Source organism: Natronomonas salsuginis (assembly GCF_005239135.1).
GTDB lineage: Archaea > Halobacteriota > Halobacteria > Halobacteriales > Haloarculaceae > Natronomonas > Natronomonas salsuginis.
On sequence record NZ_QKNX01000005.1, the window covers coordinates 101,030 to 116,438 of the forward strand.

Sequence of the window (15,409 nt, forward strand, 5' to 3'; positions counted from 1 at the left end):
CACACGACTCATCGGATGCTGCCTACGATTTCGAGTGGTTCTTTGATTGACGAGGATACTGACAGTAGGGAGTGCGGCAATTGAGGTAGATATCGGCGGAGTAATCCGTTGATCGTCCTATTGAATTCCGTGGCTCTGTTGAAGCCCTCTTCTTCAGATAGGTTCTCGCCTGAAACAGCCGGTCGATAAGAGTTGCTTATCGAGCGTTGAGGATTCTACCAGCTCAAAGAGGGTCCCGAGAGTCGTGCGAGAGACAGCGTGAATCTGCCGTTGACTGGTCTTCGTTTATTGGTTTGGAGTAGTGCGACAGCAGCAAACGTGAGATATTGATAATCCAATACTGCTCTATAGAGATCATAGTAACCGACATGTCCCGGTATCGTGTCCGACAGAGCGTGAGCAACGATCACGTGACGTTTGGATTCGTCTGTGTTCAGAACGCTGGACGGAGTCAGATGTCTGCTGCCTTCGCTGAACGGGAGCGACAGCGCCGCGGACTCGAAAACGAGGTAGAGATACTCACCGGGGGCACCCATCCCGCAGACGAGGTCCACCCGGAGGTTGTCGAAGCAATGCGGGAACTCGACATTGACCTTTCGGACCGCGTCCCGCAAGAGGTGTCAACGGCGACGTTGAACGAATGTGATGTCGTTCTGACGATGGGGTGCTCAACGCTGGAGTTAGACGCCTCAGTCAAGGTTCGGGACTGGGCACTTGATGACCCACACGGTCAGGACATCGACCGCGTTCGAGAGATTCGCGGCGAGATCGAGGGTCGTGTCACCGACCTCTTCGACGAGTTCTTCGGTGACGAATAACGTCAGCTGTCGGTCAGCGATACCGGTTAGGACGTGCACCTGCCGCTGCTGACTGTTTCCTCTGTATTGACCGCTCAGAGTGATCGGTCTACATTATAAATGAGACAGGCGATGGTAAGTTCCCGGAACTGTTTCCACCAGCGTCGTGAGCGGACGAACGCACCATATTTTCGCTTGAGCGTAGAGTTGACCGTCTCGGATTGACCCCGCTGGCCGTAGAGATCAACGTCTAAGCGCGCCTTCCATGCCTTATGGAGCGATGTGAACTCTCGATGCTTGATCAGTAGACGAACCTCGTGTTGACGGGCAAGTCGTCTGATTTTCTGGTCGTCGTAGCCTTTGTCACCGAGCAGAACGTCAATACTCTCGAGGTTGCGCTTGATCAACGACGGAGCGATCTGGCTATCGTGTTTTCGTGTCGTCGTCACGTGGAGATCGAGGATTGCGTTCACTTTCGTATCGACCAATAACGTCACATTGAGTTGCTGAATCGTGAGTTCAGCTTGTTTCGTGTAGTGTTTCGAAGCGTGACTGCGGTCGAATCCTGACGCATCAATTCCGACGACGCCGTTTGCCGGAAGTAGGGTCGCTGAGAGAATCAATATGATACGCCATACGGCCATCTCAAGTCGATTGAATGCCTTACAGAGCGTTGATGGAGTAGGAAGCTCGGCTAGCCCGAGAACACGACGAATACGTGGCATCTCGATCAATTCGTCAAGCAGGCCACGGTAGGTTGTGTTCTTCCGAACTTTGAGACACAACTGGCCAACGTGTTGCGGGAGTGTATAGCGGTGTTTGGAGAGCTTCGAGGAGTATCGAAAGACTGCTCGCCGGGCCAGATGGATAGCTTTCTCAGTAAACCGGAGAATCTGCGATTTCGGGAGAGCCTTCATTTCGTGGTATTACAGGACGAACATGCAACTCTCAGAGAATTTCAACAGAGCCAATTCCGTTGTTCTGGCTCTCTTTGTGCTTTACGTGGGTGCTCTTCTCCAGTAACACTGTGAGGTATTGACCACAATCAAGTCAGCATATATCACTTGAATAGAATTCCAATCTAGCTGTAAATACGTGTTCTACTCAACGTTTCCACTCAAATCGTTGATTTTGTAACCTTCCTCAGTATATTGTATGAGCACCTCTGACGATTCACCTTCTAGTGAAAACTTTTGAATGCACTCTGTGCGAAGCGTACCAGTTAGGGATCACCATCCGTAACGAGTTCAAAGAAACCGATCTCGTCACTGCGTTCGAGAACCTCGATCACTCGATAGACGCGATCGAAGACGAGTATCCAGCGTGGCATCCTGCGCCACTCTCCTTTCGAGCAATGATCCTCTCGTTCGTTTTCATGGAGATCACCGGAGATTCGTACGCCGAGTTTTCTCGACGACTCACCCGGCAACCGGAAGTCGCCACTATTCTCGGCTTCACCCGAGTACCTGACGAATCGGCCTTCTCACGAGCGTGGCGAAATCGATTCGACGACGAGACCCACGAATATGTCCACGCTGCTGCCCACTTTGTTATCAAAGAAGTTCACGATCGCGATATCTCAGCGTCTGAGGTTCGCCCCAAGAAAGAGATCGTCGATGGTACTGAAGAAAACATAGACTCGGTAGAAGACGAATCATTCTCACAGAACGAAATCGTCCAGATAACACGCCTCGCGCGTGATCACGCCTTCGGTCATTTCGACTCTGATCGGGCGTCGAACGCCTCTTACGAGGACACGCAATTTTTCGAGCTACAGACGTTCATGGGGATGGTTCGGTGCGGAACCGCGCAGGGAGCGACTCGCTTCCAGTACCGGCGGGGTGAAGAGTACAGCCCACATGGCGACACCCACCTTCGCACCGTCAAGCAGTTCGATTCTGAAGAGCTCGTGAACGGGTTCAATGAGACGATGGATCGCTTACTCTCCGTGATCGCCTCTGAAGCATCGTTCCGTCGGCCGGTTACCGCTGCGATCGACATCACGACTATCCCCTATTACGGGGACGTTGAGGACATGCCGATGGTCAGCGGGACGAAGGATAGAGACAGTCGGGCCTTCAAATTCGCAACGCTCTCGATCATCGGACAGAATATCCCGCTCGTTCTTGCCGTGGAACCGGTTCGAGAAAGTTCTGAATGGGACGATAACCCGTCGAATCAGATACATCGTACTGTGCGACGGCTTGTTCGACGAGCGAAAGAACACGTTCCAATCGAGACAGTACTCTGTGACCGAGAGTTTGACTCGATACAAGTGTTCCAGACGCTCTCAAACCTCGATGTGAACTACCTCATTCCGAAGCGGGTCTCTAGCTCCGAACGGGAGGTGTTTGACCAAATGGACAAAGACGACCAGGAAGTCGCTGTGGAGTCGGCCTCTGTCCACGTAGAATCTGGATCGCATCCAATGCGGCTCCTGTACGTGCCGTCGACGAGTGGGGAGGGAACGGCCGTCTTCGCGACGAATCTCCGAGTCGGACCCGACGAGGCCGAGACGTTCTGTCAGCGCTACAGCCGCCGGTGGCAGATCGAGAGTGAGTACAAATCGATCAAAGGTGACTTTCTCGCGAAGACCTCCTCGAAAGATTACCGTGTTCGCCTATTCTACTTCGTGTTCGCGGTCCTCTTGTACAATATCTGGCGGCTCACCGACTTCCTGCTGAAAGCGGGTGTGGGAGGTGAGATGGACTACGCACCAGTGTTGACTGCGGGTGAGTGTGTTGAGCTCGTTGCCTCGTCGTTGATTCCACACGACTAACCCGCTGAGATCTCGCTGGGTCCGCCGCTCAAGAGTGACAACCGTATCCAGCAGCGCCAAAATCCACGCAATTTCGTACGCTCGTCTGGTAGTTCGAGAGTAAAGATTCAAAACCGATGCCTGACCGGTGAGAATCACCACGATTTGATGGCGGTTCGATCCAAAACTGGTCTATCCTCCGAAACTGTGTGGGTAGACCCAACCTGACTGTTTGGCATTTCTACAAGCGAAACAAGGGGATCACCAGCGTTTCAGGAGTCCGACCAGATCGTGAAGACGGAACTGCAGGGAGAACTGCCAGTTAGAGTACCATTGGGTCACAAATCAGTCGAAAATCGGGAGAAATCACTACTCAGAAAATACAGCTGCCGCTCCGGGGATTGGCTACCACAGTGAAAACCGCTGTTCAGTCAGGAGGGGTGAACAGGCAGAACGCGACCAACTCGATAAGCTCGCCCGCAAGGATCGGCGGGTGCTCACCGAGATCGACATCCACCGCGTCTCGAAGGATGAAGTTCGCCATACGCCACACGTTGTACAGCAGCGTTCCAATCACGAAGTACAGGAACCGAATCCGGTAATCCTTCGACGCCGACGTCGGCAGGAAGTGCTTCTTGATGGTCTTGTACTCGTTCTCGATCTCCATCCGCTGGCTGTACTGGCCGAGCAACGCTTCCGCGCGGTGATGGTCAACGTGCTCGTTGATCGTGAACACCGCGTACTTGTCCTCGTCCTTCTTCGACGGCGTGTACACGTACGTAATGTCGTGCTCACGACCGTCGTATTCGTGCGTGCCGTGCCCGATACGACTGTTGTACACGTCGTGGTCCTTGATCTCCTCGATGTTCTCCTTATCTACCTTCGCGCGAGCTGGCTTTCCGAGTACGTACAGTAACTCACGCCGGTCGATAACGTCACGGGTCTCCTTGCTACTGAATCCACGGTCGAGGAACACCTTGTGAATGTCCACGTGACGGGAAGCCTGCTCTAGCAAGCTCTCCACAATATCAGCGCGAGACGTCCGCTCGATGTCCCATCCCATCTCGTTTTCCCACCGTCGCTGATCACGCACAGGTTCTACACCGAGGACAATCGGTGTGTTCTCAGCGATAATCGTGATCGTGGCGAACTTGTATCCACGCTCATCGCTATCCTTGAGCCCAGATACCAAGTCGGGGTGGTCAGGATCTATCAGTTTCTCCTTCCCTTTGATGGTCACCTTGATGGGGGTCTTGTCGGACTTGCGGGCCTCCTTCTTGGACATGAACGGCGAAGCATAGAAATTCCATGCGGTGATGTCAATCGCCGCGTGAACCGGCTCTGTGAATCCTGCCTCAGCGTAGTCCTCATCGGTGAGCTCGTTCAGGATGTTCTCAACGCCTGCGTGGAACGGCTCCAGTACTTCGTCACGGATTCGCTTCCACTCCGGTTGCTGTTTTCCCGTCACGAATTCGTCGAATGTGAGTTGGGATTCCGGTTTGGCGATCTTCTTCATCGTGCGGTTATGCGACGACCCGTGCGGGACCTTCTCCCGTTCACTGAGCCGGGCGAACCGTCGTGAAGCGGTCGTTGTCCCGGCACGAGACATGTTCAGGTAGCCTTGCCGTTCGAAGTACGCTTCCAACGGGTACGTCGCGTTACTCGCGCGGTCCGCGGTGAACTCACTGAACCCGAGGTCAGTCGCGCGCTTCACCGCATCCATAATCTCCGCTTCACTGACCCGGTCGTGCTGGACGTCTTCCGGATCAAGCGCGGGTTCATTCGTCCGGATCACATCGTGCTCGGCACACACCGTTCGAATGGCTTCAGCAGCGTCTCGTAGTAGCTTGCGCTCTGCCGGGTCGAATCGATTGCGCTTGTTGTGACTGATGATCTGCTGAGAGATCGGCCGGTCGAAGCCGAGACGCAGGTACACGTACGCAGCCCCGCGTAGCCGGCGCGCGAGCTCTGACTGATTGAACTCGCGCGCGTACTTGTAGAGGAACAACCGAACCATCGATTCCAAGTCGAACTTCGCACGACCTGGATCATCGTACCCGGTGAACCAGTCCTCATCGATGTCGAGATTCGTGATGACGCGGGTGATGTGGTCGTGAATGTGGCACAAGTCCTCTGTCTGCTCCTCGATGGAGCTCAGGATCTCATCATAGTAACTGTGATCGTCGGTAGCCGTCACCGACACCACCACCGTGAATCACGTCCCGATTGAGTAACACCGGAGCGAACAGGCATCCACGCGTGGCTCCCGAACTGCGACCGGATCGGAACCGGGCCGGGCAGGGAACCGAGCATGGCGTGCCAGAGTGTTACTTTGAATCGAAGCATATTTTCGCGCGTGCGATTTCCGAATTGCCAAATAAACGTACGTACTGCGTGGTTTAAGCCGAGAACCGTACAGAGGAATCCGGAAATGACTGCGGTTTAGACCAAAGTATAATGCGATTCGAATCTATCTTCAGTTTCTAAGGGGGTCCACGCGAAACGATGCGGTGAATGCCCGACTCTGAGTCGATTAGTGATTTCCTTCAGAAACGTGGCGCACTCGGTATTCTTACGCTCCTCTCAACGGCGGACGGACGACGATTCAAACACTTGAACGAGTACCTCACGATCAGCTCGTCAACGCTCACTCTCCGTCTCACTGAAGCCCGTGGACTGGGGCTCGTGGTTCCCGGGATGGAGACTGATGAAACTAGTGTGAACAACGAATACCGAATCACGACGCGCGGGAAACGCGTTGCACGCCAGATGGAGAGTCAGGGTCTCATCCACGCCGTTCAGACGATCCTTGACTACCAGCAAGACGTTGAAAGCGAACTACCTGATTTACTCGATTGGGTCGAAGATCACAAAGATGAATTAGCACGGTTGGATGACCGAACACCGTATCAAGATCCGTTTGGAGAGTCCGTCGTTGATACCGGGGATGAACCAGAATACGACGATGAGTTCATGATTGAGGAGGATTTCGGCAGAGTTGAGCAGTGGGGCACTGAACCAGATGAGGAAGAAAACGACGCAGACGAGTAGGATCTTGAGTACCTAGTCTGGTATTGTTTTCACTCACGGTCAGCGTTAAGTTGCGAACCTGCTTCAGGACCACTCAACGTAACGAGGTCTCCTGCTTCAGCACAATCCGGGCAGAAGGGGAGATCGTCTGTGTTGCCGTCCCAATCAACGGTATTCCATTCGAATGAGCCACCACATCCAGAACACCGCCAATTGTAGACTCCGTACTCCTCGGCAAGATCAGGGAATTGGTGAGCGAGTGTCGGTGTGAGACGCGCATCACGCTCCTTGTGTGCGTCTATGTACTCTTGGAGGTTGTGCCGGTCGTACTGATCGAACACGGGGAGCAGACCGTCAGAGCCGGTATCTGCGTACGGTGAATCAGCCTCACCGCAGCGATGCTTGAACGAACAGTAGTTGCACTCCCAGTCGCGCTCAGGTATGGCTGGAGGGAGTTCACATGCTTGTTCGTACTCGGTTTGAGTAGCCATCCATTCTACAACGCGCTCCCAGAACACGGGATCGAATTCGATGTGAAACGCTTCAATGTCCAGTGTTGTCCGACTCCCGTACACAACCATCCCGTCCGTGATTGAGTGGTCGTACTCGTTGTTAAGGGCGTATAGGTACGCGTGGAGTTGCGCCCGGTGGTGCGGTTTCGGGCCTGATAAATGATCGACGGAGGTCGTCGTTTTAATCTCCGTCAGGAACAACGGCTCTGCATCGGCATTCACGATTGCAGGGTCAGTTGACCCGCGCACTTGGAGTGAAGTACCATCGACGACGAACTCGGTGTCAATCCAGAGTGAGTTCGCTACGTACGTTTCAGGAGTGGTGATGTGCTGCAGGAATGGGACGATAACCTGTTCTTCAAACTCGGAGCCAATCCAGAACAGGCCTTCCGGCGGGGTGCCTTCGCGTGGCGCGTTCTTCCGGGCGTAGCTGGCTTTCCGATGACATTGAAGGAGTTTGCTCGGTGAATGACGCTCTGGGTCTTTTGGTGGCGATGGCCCGTTGAAATACGCCTTCCCTTCGAGGATGTTCGTCTGGAATTGCTGTTCACTGTACCAATCGTTGAACGCACGATTCGTGACGCGCTGACGCACGATCTGTTGCGCTTCCTGGTCGGGATTCGGAGACGGCGAGTCCGCTCCGATAGGTGTGTCTCTGGATGGACCGCTCATCACGATTCGAGTGAGAAGACGGGAGACAATAGGCAGCCGCGTGTAATTTCCGAATCCGTCACCAATCGACCAGGTGAGCACGCTGAGCGGTGTCGCGTTATGCTCTCGTCCGGTAGATTCGGGCCTTTGTGTTCCCTTCAGCGCGGATCAGATTGTAGTGTTCGAGTTTAGATAGATAATTCCGGACCATCCGCTTGGTTTTCGGGTCACTCGCAGTAGCACAATACGTCTCATAGAGGTTCTGTGGGGTAATCTCCCCGTGCTCCGTGATGATGTTGTACAGGAGTTCTTGGTCCGTTGTGAGTCGGTCTATGGTTTTCTGCTTGATTTCCGATTTCGCTTCCGGAGTCTCTTCCTGAATAATGTCGGCGGTGATCTCATCGACTGACTCGTTTTTCGCTTTCCGTGCTGATCGACGAAGGATACCGATTGCAACACGAGCGTCTCCACCCGCGTTTGCTGCAATCAACTCTAATCGAGGGGTGTCGATAACCCCATCTGTGAGTCCCCACCGAACGCGATCACTGAGAATAGCAACGAGTTCTCCCTCCCAGTATGAGCGGAAACGAATGCGTTCACAGTCAGCAAGACGACTGTTCAACCGGTCATCAACAGCCGCGAAGAGTTCCTCTTCATCGTTGGAGATAAGGATCATCGTAAGATGCGGAATCCGGTATAGATCATACAGTAGCGACTTGTCTTCTAACTGGTCTACTTCATCCAGAATGACGACGTATGGCGTCTCGTCAGCCTTCCGAAGCCGTTCAAGCAGGACGTCCTTCGGTGTGGATTGCCGGTGAACATCAATGGTTCGGCCGATCCCATCCAGCAGCCTGTACAGGGTTTTGAAGCGGCTGTGGTCCTCCCAGCAGTTCACGTACTGGTAATTCAGGCTAACCACTTCCTCACGCAACTGTTCTACCAAGAACTGTGCAATACAGGTCTTGCCCGCACCTGACGGGCCGTGGAGAAGTGCCGGGTCAGCTCGTTGTCCTTCCGTAATGGGGATGAGAACGCTGGAAAGGTAGTTGACTTCGGCATCTCGGTGTTGCACCTCCCGAGGGATGAATTCTGGTTGCAGGACGCGTGCATCTGTTATCATGGGTGCGTCGACGGGAACTGCCAGGCAAATAAATGGAAGTGTGTGATTTCCGAATTTCCGGAACGAACCAACCTTAAAGATTATCAGCTATCATCAGGTGAAGCCCGCAGATCGGTCAGTTGACGACCAAGCCCAGTTGAGCGCCAGTGCGGATGTGCTGCGTCACTTACTACCGAATCCAGGTTCGGATAGTGTAACGCCATCCCGACACCGGTAACTCCCGAAAGGCCGATTCAAGCGTAGTATCCGTCGGCCAGTACCATCCCGAGTACACCTGCGCCTCTTTTAGCCTCGTCTCACTCGAAGTCCGTTCCCGATGGCCAGCAGTTCGGAGCCTTCATGCGCGACTACTGCAAGAGCGATACCGAGTACACCGAGCAGCGCTCCGGGGATGAGTACGGCCAACACGAGCAGCGAGAACACGATGTTCTGACGGCTAATCCCCTGTGCACGCTTGCCGAGCCGAAGCGCATACGTCACCTTCGTGATATCATCCGCCATCAGGGCGATGTCAGCAGCCTCAATCGCAGCATCCGTTCCTGCAGTTCCCATAGCGATGCCAACCGTGGCTTGGGCCAATGCCGGTGCATCATTGATCCCGTCGCCGACCATCCCGACCGCTTCGTACTTCTTCGTGAGTTCCTTGACAGCATCGACCTTTTCCTCCGGTTTCAGGTCCGCTCGGACATCGTCAATCCCGAGTTCTGCTGCGATTGCCTGCGCCGTTTCTTCATTGTCTCCCGTGAGCATGAGAACCTCAACGCCCATCTCGTGAAGCTCACGAATGACGTCTTTCGCCTCTGGTCGCGGTTCATCACGGAGTGCAATGACCCCCATGATCCGGTCAGGTGTTCCAACAAGTACGACGGTCTTCCCCTCGTTTCGAAGGTCTTCAACCTCTGAAAACCCTTCTACGTCGAGGTCGAACCGCTCGAAAAGCCCTGGCTTCCCCACATAGACGGTTTCCTCCATGAGTTGGGCTTGCGCGCCGTAGCCGGTGATCGAGCTGAATTCGGACACTTCGGTCTGTTCGAGTCCGCGTTCAGCCGCGGCGTTCATGATCGCTTCTCCAAGGTGGTGTTCGGAGTATTGTTCGACGCTCGCTGCCTGTCTAAGCACGTCGTCTTCGGTACCCTCAAACGCAATCACATCCGTAACCACTGGTTCACCCCGCGTGAGAGTTCCAGTCTTGTCGAAGGCGATGGCCTCGATTTTCCCGAGGTTCTCAAGGTGGATACCCCCCTTGACAAGCACGCCTTCACGTCCAGCGCGCCCGATACCGGATGCGATGGCGATGGGCGTAGACATGACCAAGGCACAAGGGGCAGCCGCGACGAGCAGAACGATTGCGCGTCGTGCCCAGTAGTCCGGCAGGGCGATAACGAACGGTGCTATCATGAGCCCGAGGGCAGCGAGGAGAACAATCGGCGAGTAGACGCCGCCAAATCTCTCGATGAACAGCTGGGACTTCCCCTTTTCTTCCTGTGCTTCTTCGACGAGGTGGATCATCTTCGAGAGCGTGTTGTCCTCGAAGGTGGTGGTCGCTTCAATGTCGAGGACTCCTTCCTGATTGACGGTGCCTGCGAACACCTGATCGCCCTCTTGTTTATCGACGGCGGTGGATTCGCCGGTGACCGCTGCCTGATCGACCGTGGAGCGACCATCGACGACACGCCCGTCGGTCGGGATAGATTCGCCAGGTTTGACGCGAAACAGGTCGCCGATGTCGAGTTCTCGTGCAGAGACCATTTGCGTGGTTCCGTCTGTGATGAGACGCGCTTCTTCAGGCGCGAGATCGAGCAAGCTTCGAATTGAGGCGCGGGTCCGTGCGAACGTGTATTCCTCAACGCCTTCCGCAGCGCCATACAGAATGACGAGGAACGCTGCTTCCTCCCACAGGCCGAGCGCGGCTGCGCCACCGGTCGCGGCTAACATCAGAATCTCAATATCGATTTCGTATTCTTCAACCAACTCTTCGAACCCTTCTTGCGCCCAGTGGAAACCTCCGAGCAGCATTGCTACTACGTACAGGCCATTTTCGGCCAGTAATGGGAGGTAGTCGAAGAGGCTGAGTCCGAAGGTGAGAATCGCTATCATGCCTGCGATGAGCGCATTTCGTATCGGTGGGAAGAGGTACCACTGTCCGCTCCACTGTGTGTTGTTTTCCTCCGTGTCGTCCGTATCACTCATACTGGTAGAGTAGAGGACTGACAGGATAAGACTTAATTTGGAATATTCTAAAAGCGAGTTAGAGTATGCTAATCACGAGGTGGGGTCTGAGGGTGAAACCGGATCGTGATTCATGTACTGCTTGATGATTTCGGCTTCAGCCCGACGTACACGGTACGTGAGCGTTGACCGGGGGAGGCCGAGTTCTTCGGCAAGTTCACCGAGATCAATCTCCCGAGGGGTGTTGTAAAACCCATGGTGAACAGCAGCGGTTAGCGCCTCGCGCTGTTCACGGGTCAGCGTACCCTCCTCAGCGGAGAACGTGGCAGTATTCGTTGCTGAAAGCCCCGTCAGCCGGATGATTTCTACATTGACGTCAGCCGAGAGTTCTGCGTGTAAGGCGTCGAAGAAACCGTGGATATCGGCGTCTTCAGGATGGATGATACGCCAGGTGTGACGGCGCTGTTCATGCTGTGTTTCGAAGAGCAATCCATCACCGAGATGCTCAAGCGCGAGGTGCGGGATGGACGTACAAACGGGTGTTCGTTGCCAGTACGTGTAAAGGACGAGCGTATCGTCCGTCTCATCGAGAACCTCTGTTTCGGAGTCCGCTCCACACGGTTCAGTAGCAAGACAGTCTGCGTAGTAGTCGGCAGTGAGAAACGCGTCTTCGATAGCCGAGAGAGCGTCGGGTGAGCCAGTTGCATGGTCAACGCGCCAGAGGCTATCTGCTGTGGCATGGAGAGACAGCGACCGGACCCGAGCATCGGGGAAATCAGCCAACGTATCCGCAAGCGTATTCCACCCTGGATCGTAATCAAGGGCGAAAACGAGTTCTCTCATGCCCGACGGAAGGAGATCCATCGATAAAATACACCGGACTTCTACCCGGTTAGGCCGTTCGTCGCTCTTCAAAGGATTATGAACGCGTACAGGCTCGTTAGATCGGGTCATCTTGGGCGTGAGTTTCTGCCATTCGCTTGGCTTCAGCTGCGTACTGTTTGCGTTCGGCTTCATCCTCGACAGCACCCAAGTTGTCTGGATCAACATCCAGTGCAGCGGTCGTATCGCGCATATCTGTGAAGCTCGTCAGCGCACGCTCTTTTCTGAAGTATTGCTTGCCATCTGGGGTTGCGTAGACGAGGATAATCAAGTTCTGTTCGTCGTCAGAATACGTTCGCTCGACCAACCAGACACGCTCCGTGTCGTCTTCCATAGCTGGTTTTAGGTGGACTAGCCTGATAGGGCTTAAGTTGGAATATTCCAAACCCAGGTTTACGCGGAGTGCAAACCATCTCTGGTGCCTGAAAGAGGGCAAGATTCTGAATCTTTCAGGCACTTTCCCGTGTGAGATCCTCGCGGTAGTTGCGGTCGGGAATCACTCAAATCTACATGTACGTGACGTAGTTGTCAATCACGTCCTCAACGACATCGAGACGGTACTCGGTGATGTCCCACTCAGCCGCTGTTCGACGTATCTCTGTTGTTCGCTCGGTGTTGTCGATCCTAGTAGCATGTTCACGGAGGCCCTCAGGTGAATTCACTTCGTACTCCTTCTGCCACGCTTCGATTTGAGCGTAGAGATTTTCTTTCAAATCGAGGAGCCCGTCGGAATCGTGCTCATCCAAGAGCTCACGGACTACTTGGAATCGCTGATAGATCGGGTCAGCAGCGTACGCCTTTGTCCCTTTATTGTTGAATTCGAGAAGGACCGTCATCTTAACGAGGCGGTTGAGATGTTCACGAGCAGTGCGTTCAGAGACGCTTGCCTCTGCCGCAATCCATGAAGCTGATCGGGGGGTCGAAAGGGACTGGCTGACTGCCTGAACTCTGTCGAAGGCGCTCGCATGTTTCCTCCACGCCTCAGTACCCGGTTCTGAGTCAGCCATAGCAGCCAGTAATAGGCAGAATGCAATAAGCAGTTCCCAAACTCAACCTCTTGGTGCGAGCGAACTCAAAATGGGGTGCCGTCTGAAACCTATCAGAATTCGGGCGTTACGGCCGGATTTCGGCTCATTTGCGGGAGAGACGAACCGATCACCCCCTATCATGTTAGCGAACTAGTGATTTGTAGAAATCCAAACTGCGAAGTTGGGGTAGCACAGCCTCGGAGGATGGAATTGATGCGTGCCTTCTGTTACGATTCATCTGTTCTGAATCGAAATCGAGACTGATCTCCATTGTGGGCTTTGCGCTGGTTACATTTCCAGAATATCTCGAATGTCGAGCTCTCCGTTCAGCAAAACGCACGCTCCGCGGTCTATTTCAGTTCCGTTCATCTGGACGGTCGACGTCTTCGGCGGTCTTGATTTCGTCCGTTTTCTCGACTTCGGCGAATAGCTCTCGGTACGCATCGGGCTCGAAGAGGTTGTTCCGGTCGAACAGCTCGCGGGCGGCATTGGTGAGCTGAAAGAACCGGTATGGCTGGCCCCGCTCGAGCCCCTCACGATCTCGCTCGATGGCCTTGATCAGCCCCACCTCCTCCAGCCGAATGAGGTGGTCGGTGAGCGTCGACGCGGCGACGCTCGGGTTGTAGTATTCGAGTTCTTTCTTCGAGGGCGCGCCTTTCGGATGACCGACAATCGTCCCGATGATATTCGCGCGGGTCGTGTCGTCGAGGGCACTCAACGCTGCGATCGGATCGAGGCCGGCCGCGTTCTCGGCTGGCGTGAGCGGGGTGGCGTCAGGCCGGGACATTGTGTCTCAGTGTTTGTCCCCTGGTCAGATAACCATTTCGGTGAAACTCGAAGTGGTACCCAGAGTGCCGGGGCATTCCACTTCCGGTCGTATTTCCGTACCGTTAGGTGGCGGTAGTGAATCCTACCCAGTATGACCAACGACGACGCTACCCGTCCCGTCATCGACAAATTGGGTGACCAGCCGGGCGAGACGCTCACACCCGAACGGGTCGAGGCGATCCAGACCGCGATGCACGAGGACCTCGGACGATTCATCAACAACACGTCCTACTTCGTTCTCGGTTCCTACGGTGAGGAGGAGCGACCACGATTGGAGGCTGTTCGCGACCAACTTGCGAGCGATGCCGCAGCCTCAAACTCCGATGATGGTGTCGACGCATTCCTGATGGACGATATTCTGGACATCTCGGAGTTCTTCACGTCGAAATTCAAGCTGTTGGTCAGCTACGCGGATCATATCGTCGGGGTGTACGAACACTCCCAGGGCGGACACGCGTGGGAAGCGGGCTACATCGATCAGCCGACCTATCGGGAGCGAACGCGAGCCTTCTATCGAACGTACGAGACTGAGGAGGAACAGTACGCGGCCTACGACGGGATGTTCGCACACTATCTCCTCTCGATGGAGCGGGTGGATCGTGCGTACACGTGGACGACGCCCGATGACCTTCGTGACTATATTGAGGATGCTTACGCGCCGGACTGACGGCGTGAGGAACGACTATTTGCGTCGGATACTGAATCTTCTCGTGATGGTCGACATCCCTGATACACTTCGCTCGGTATTTACTGCGACTATTGAGTCCGAGGACGGAAGCTGCACATTCGAGGTTCCAGCGAGTGAGGTACGTCACGACGCTATTCAACCCGGTGAAACGTATCGAATCGCTGTTCTCGAAACCGGGCATACAACGGCGCTATCCGATACACCGTCCGCGGACAGATCGTCTGAGACCTCCCCGACCACTCAGGAGCAGGGACCCCCCGAGCCGCCTGTTGAAGAGGGTGAGATTCGGGAGGTGACGATTGAGACGATTGGTGACCAGGGCGACGGCATCGCGAAGGTTGACCGCGGTTACGTCGTGATCGTTCCGGAGGGGCAGCCCGGTGACGAACCGACCGTTGAGATCGAACAGGTGCAACAGAACGTCGCCTTTGCTACGATCGTTGAGCCGGACCCCCGAACGCTGTGAGTGCTCCTCTACCAAATCGTTTAGTTGATGCTGTCGGTAACGACGGAACCAGTGGAGTGTTCTACAGGATATGAAGAATCGTACTGTTTTATCTGACGGAGTATCCGTTTGCTTTGAGAAGTTCGCGGACGCGTTCCTCGTGATCGCCCTGGAGTTCGATGTGCCCTTCTTTGACGGTGCCACCAGTTCCAAGTGTAGATTTCAGTTCTGAGGCGAGTGAGTCGAGATCGGTGCCACCTTCGAACCCCTCGACGACGACCATTTTCTTTCCATACCGGCGTTCTTCCGTTCGGACAGTCACCTGTTCTGTCGCCCGATCGAGATCAGCGAGCGGATTGCCCCATCGAATCAGTAGCGTAGATAATTTCGATGAGATGGTGCGAGAGCGGTATTCTCATATCAGGCTGGAGAGTTAGGAGACGTTGCTATCGAGGCGCTCGAAGATATCGACAGTATACCGCAGTGAATTCATATAGC

The 15,409-nt window shown here is 54.6% G+C and carries 15 protein-coding genes and 1 pseudogene; 5 read left to right on the forward strand and 11 right to left on the reverse strand.

Going from position 1 to position 15,409, the window contains the following annotated elements; genetic code table 11:
* The first annotated feature begins 368 nt into the window (after nucleotides 1–368).
* Nucleotides 369–818 carry a low molecular weight phosphatase family protein gene (locus DM868_RS12045; protein ID WP_394347531.1) on the forward strand — a complete coding sequence of 150 codons (450 nt, stop codon included), beginning with the start codon at nucleotides 369–371 and terminating at the stop codon, nucleotides 816–818.
* 74 nt (nucleotides 819–892) lie between these two features.
* On the opposite strand, the gene DM868_RS12050 is transcribed toward DM868_RS12045, so the two are convergent.
* Nucleotides 893–1,714 carry an IS5 family transposase gene (locus tag DM868_RS12050; protein ID WP_137277114.1) on the reverse strand — a complete coding sequence of 274 codons (822 nt, stop codon included), beginning with the start codon at nucleotides 1,712–1,714 and terminating at the stop codon, nucleotides 893–895.
* 266 nt (nucleotides 1,715–1,980) lie between these two features.
* On the opposite strand from DM868_RS12050, the gene DM868_RS12055 reads away from it, so the two are divergent.
* On the forward strand, nucleotides 1,981–3,576 hold the full coding sequence (locus tag DM868_RS12055; RefSeq protein WP_137277115.1) for a transposase: 1,596 nt from the start codon (nucleotides 1,981–1,983) through the stop codon (nucleotides 3,574–3,576).
* Between the two features lie 406 nt (nucleotides 3,577–3,982).
* On the opposite strand, the gene DM868_RS12060 is transcribed toward DM868_RS12055, so the two are convergent.
* The gene (locus DM868_RS12060; protein WP_137277116.1) at nucleotides 3,983–5,752 is read right to left on the reverse strand and encodes a transposase; all 1,770 of its coding nucleotides are present in this window, start codon (nucleotides 5,750–5,752) and stop codon (nucleotides 3,983–3,985) included.
* 416 nt (nucleotides 5,753–6,168) lie between these two features.
* Between DM868_RS12060 and DM868_RS12065 the strand changes: the two genes are divergently transcribed.
* On the forward strand, nucleotides 6,169–6,606 hold the full coding sequence (locus DM868_RS12065; RefSeq protein WP_246049100.1) for a MarR family transcriptional regulator: 438 nt from the start codon (nucleotides 6,169–6,171) through the stop codon (nucleotides 6,604–6,606).
* Nucleotides 6,607–6,635: 29 nt separating this feature from the next.
* Here DM868_RS12065 and DM868_RS12070 read toward each other — a convergent pair whose 3' ends face one another.
* The 8 genes and pseudogenes from DM868_RS12070 to DM868_RS12105 form a co-directional block, all read right to left on the reverse strand.
* The gene (locus DM868_RS12070; RefSeq protein ID WP_137277118.1) at nucleotides 6,636–7,769 is read right to left on the reverse strand and encodes a CRISPR-associated protein Cas4; all 1,134 of its coding nucleotides are present in this window, start codon (nucleotides 7,767–7,769) and stop codon (nucleotides 6,636–6,638) included.
* Between the two features lie 97 nt (nucleotides 7,770–7,866).
* A complete protein-coding gene (locus tag DM868_RS12075; protein WP_137277119.1) occupies nucleotides 7,867–8,871 on the reverse strand; it encodes a Cdc6/Cdc18 family protein in 1,005 nt (334 codons plus the stop codon).
* A 125-nt stretch (nucleotides 8,872–8,996) separates the two neighbouring features.
* Nucleotides 8,997–9,152, reverse strand: a pseudogene (locus tag DM868_RS15805) (MFS transporter); the annotation flags it as partial.
* Between the two features lie 4 nt (nucleotides 9,153–9,156).
* A complete protein-coding gene (locus tag DM868_RS12085) occupies nucleotides 9,157–11,061 on the reverse strand; it encodes a heavy metal translocating P-type ATPase (protein ID WP_137277120.1) in 1,905 nt (634 codons plus the stop codon).
* Nucleotides 11,062–11,133: 72 nt separating this feature from the next.
* Nucleotides 11,134–11,883 (reverse strand): helix-turn-helix domain-containing protein, encoded by a 750-nt coding sequence (locus DM868_RS12090; protein WP_137277121.1) that lies wholly within the window; start codon nucleotides 11,881–11,883, stop codon nucleotides 11,134–11,136.
* 97 nt (nucleotides 11,884–11,980) lie between these two features.
* On the reverse strand, nucleotides 11,981–12,256 hold the full coding sequence (locus DM868_RS12095; RefSeq protein WP_137277122.1) for a hypothetical protein: 276 nt from the start codon (nucleotides 12,254–12,256) through the stop codon (nucleotides 11,981–11,983).
* A 172-nt stretch (nucleotides 12,257–12,428) separates the two neighbouring features.
* Nucleotides 12,429–12,929 (reverse strand): DUF7342 family protein, encoded by a 501-nt coding sequence (locus DM868_RS12100; protein ID WP_137277123.1) that lies wholly within the window; start codon nucleotides 12,927–12,929, stop codon nucleotides 12,429–12,431.
* 376 nt (nucleotides 12,930–13,305) lie between these two features.
* Nucleotides 13,306–13,737: a hypothetical protein gene (locus tag DM868_RS12105; RefSeq protein ID WP_058365045.1), complete on the reverse strand. Its 432-nt coding sequence runs from the start codon at nucleotides 13,735–13,737 to the stop codon at nucleotides 13,306–13,308.
* Nucleotides 13,738–13,869: 132 nt separating this feature from the next.
* Here DM868_RS12105 and DM868_RS12110 point away from each other — a divergent pair, with 132 nt between their 5' ends.
* Nucleotides 13,870–14,445 (forward strand): hypothetical protein, encoded by a 576-nt coding sequence (locus tag DM868_RS12110; protein WP_058365044.1) that lies wholly within the window; start codon nucleotides 13,870–13,872, stop codon nucleotides 14,443–14,445.
* Between the two features lie 46 nt (nucleotides 14,446–14,491).
* Nucleotides 14,492–14,932, forward strand: coding sequence for a TRAM domain-containing protein (locus tag DM868_RS12115; protein ID WP_058365043.1), 441 nt, complete (start codon nucleotides 14,492–14,494; stop codon nucleotides 14,930–14,932).
* Between the two features lie 88 nt (nucleotides 14,933–15,020).
* On the opposite strand, the gene DM868_RS12120 is transcribed toward DM868_RS12115, so the two are convergent.
* Complete coding sequence (locus tag DM868_RS12120) at nucleotides 15,021–15,233, reverse strand: stress response translation initiation inhibitor YciH (protein WP_235853656.1); 213 nt, start codon at nucleotides 15,231–15,233, stop codon at nucleotides 15,021–15,023.
* Between the last annotated feature and the right edge of the window lie 176 nt (nucleotides 15,234–15,409).

Excerpts from the sequence above, each read along its gene's own strand:
- DM868_RS12045 (WP_394347531.1), top strand. The coding sequence starts at position 369 with ATGTCCCGGTATCGTGTCCGACAGAGCGTGAGCAACGATCACGTGACG.
- DM868_RS12050 (WP_137277114.1), bottom strand. The coding sequence starts at position 1,714 with ATGAAGGCTCTCCCGAAATCGCAGATTCTCCGGTTTACTGAGAAAGCT.
- DM868_RS12070 (WP_137277118.1), bottom strand. The coding sequence starts at position 7,769 with ATGAGCGGTCCATCCAGAGACACACCTATCGGAGCGGACTCGCCGTCT.
- DM868_RS12075 (WP_137277119.1), bottom strand. The coding sequence starts at position 8,871 with ATGATAACAGATGCACGCGTCCTGCAACCAGAATTCATCCCTCGGGAG.
- DM868_RS12085 (WP_137277120.1), bottom strand. The coding sequence starts at position 11,061 with ATGAGTGATACGGACGACACGGAGGAAAACAACACACAGTGGAGCGGA.
- DM868_RS12090 (WP_137277121.1), bottom strand. The coding sequence starts at position 11,883 with ATGAGAGAACTCGTTTTCGCCCTTGATTACGATCCAGGGTGGAATACG.
- DM868_RS12095 (WP_137277122.1), bottom strand. The coding sequence starts at position 12,256 with ATGGAAGACGACACGGAGCGTGTCTGGTTGGTCGAGCGAACGTATTCT.
- DM868_RS12100 (WP_137277123.1), bottom strand. The coding sequence starts at position 12,929 with ATGGCTGACTCAGAACCGGGTACTGAGGCGTGGAGGAAACATGCGAGC.
- DM868_RS12105 (WP_058365045.1), bottom strand. The coding sequence starts at position 13,737 with ATGTCCCGGCCTGACGCCACCCCGCTCACGCCAGCCGAGAACGCGGCC.
- DM868_RS12110 (WP_058365044.1), top strand. The coding sequence starts at position 13,870 with ATGACCAACGACGACGCTACCCGTCCCGTCATCGACAAATTGGGTGAC.
- DM868_RS12115 (WP_058365043.1), top strand. The coding sequence starts at position 14,492 with ATGGTCGACATCCCTGATACACTTCGCTCGGTATTTACTGCGACTATT.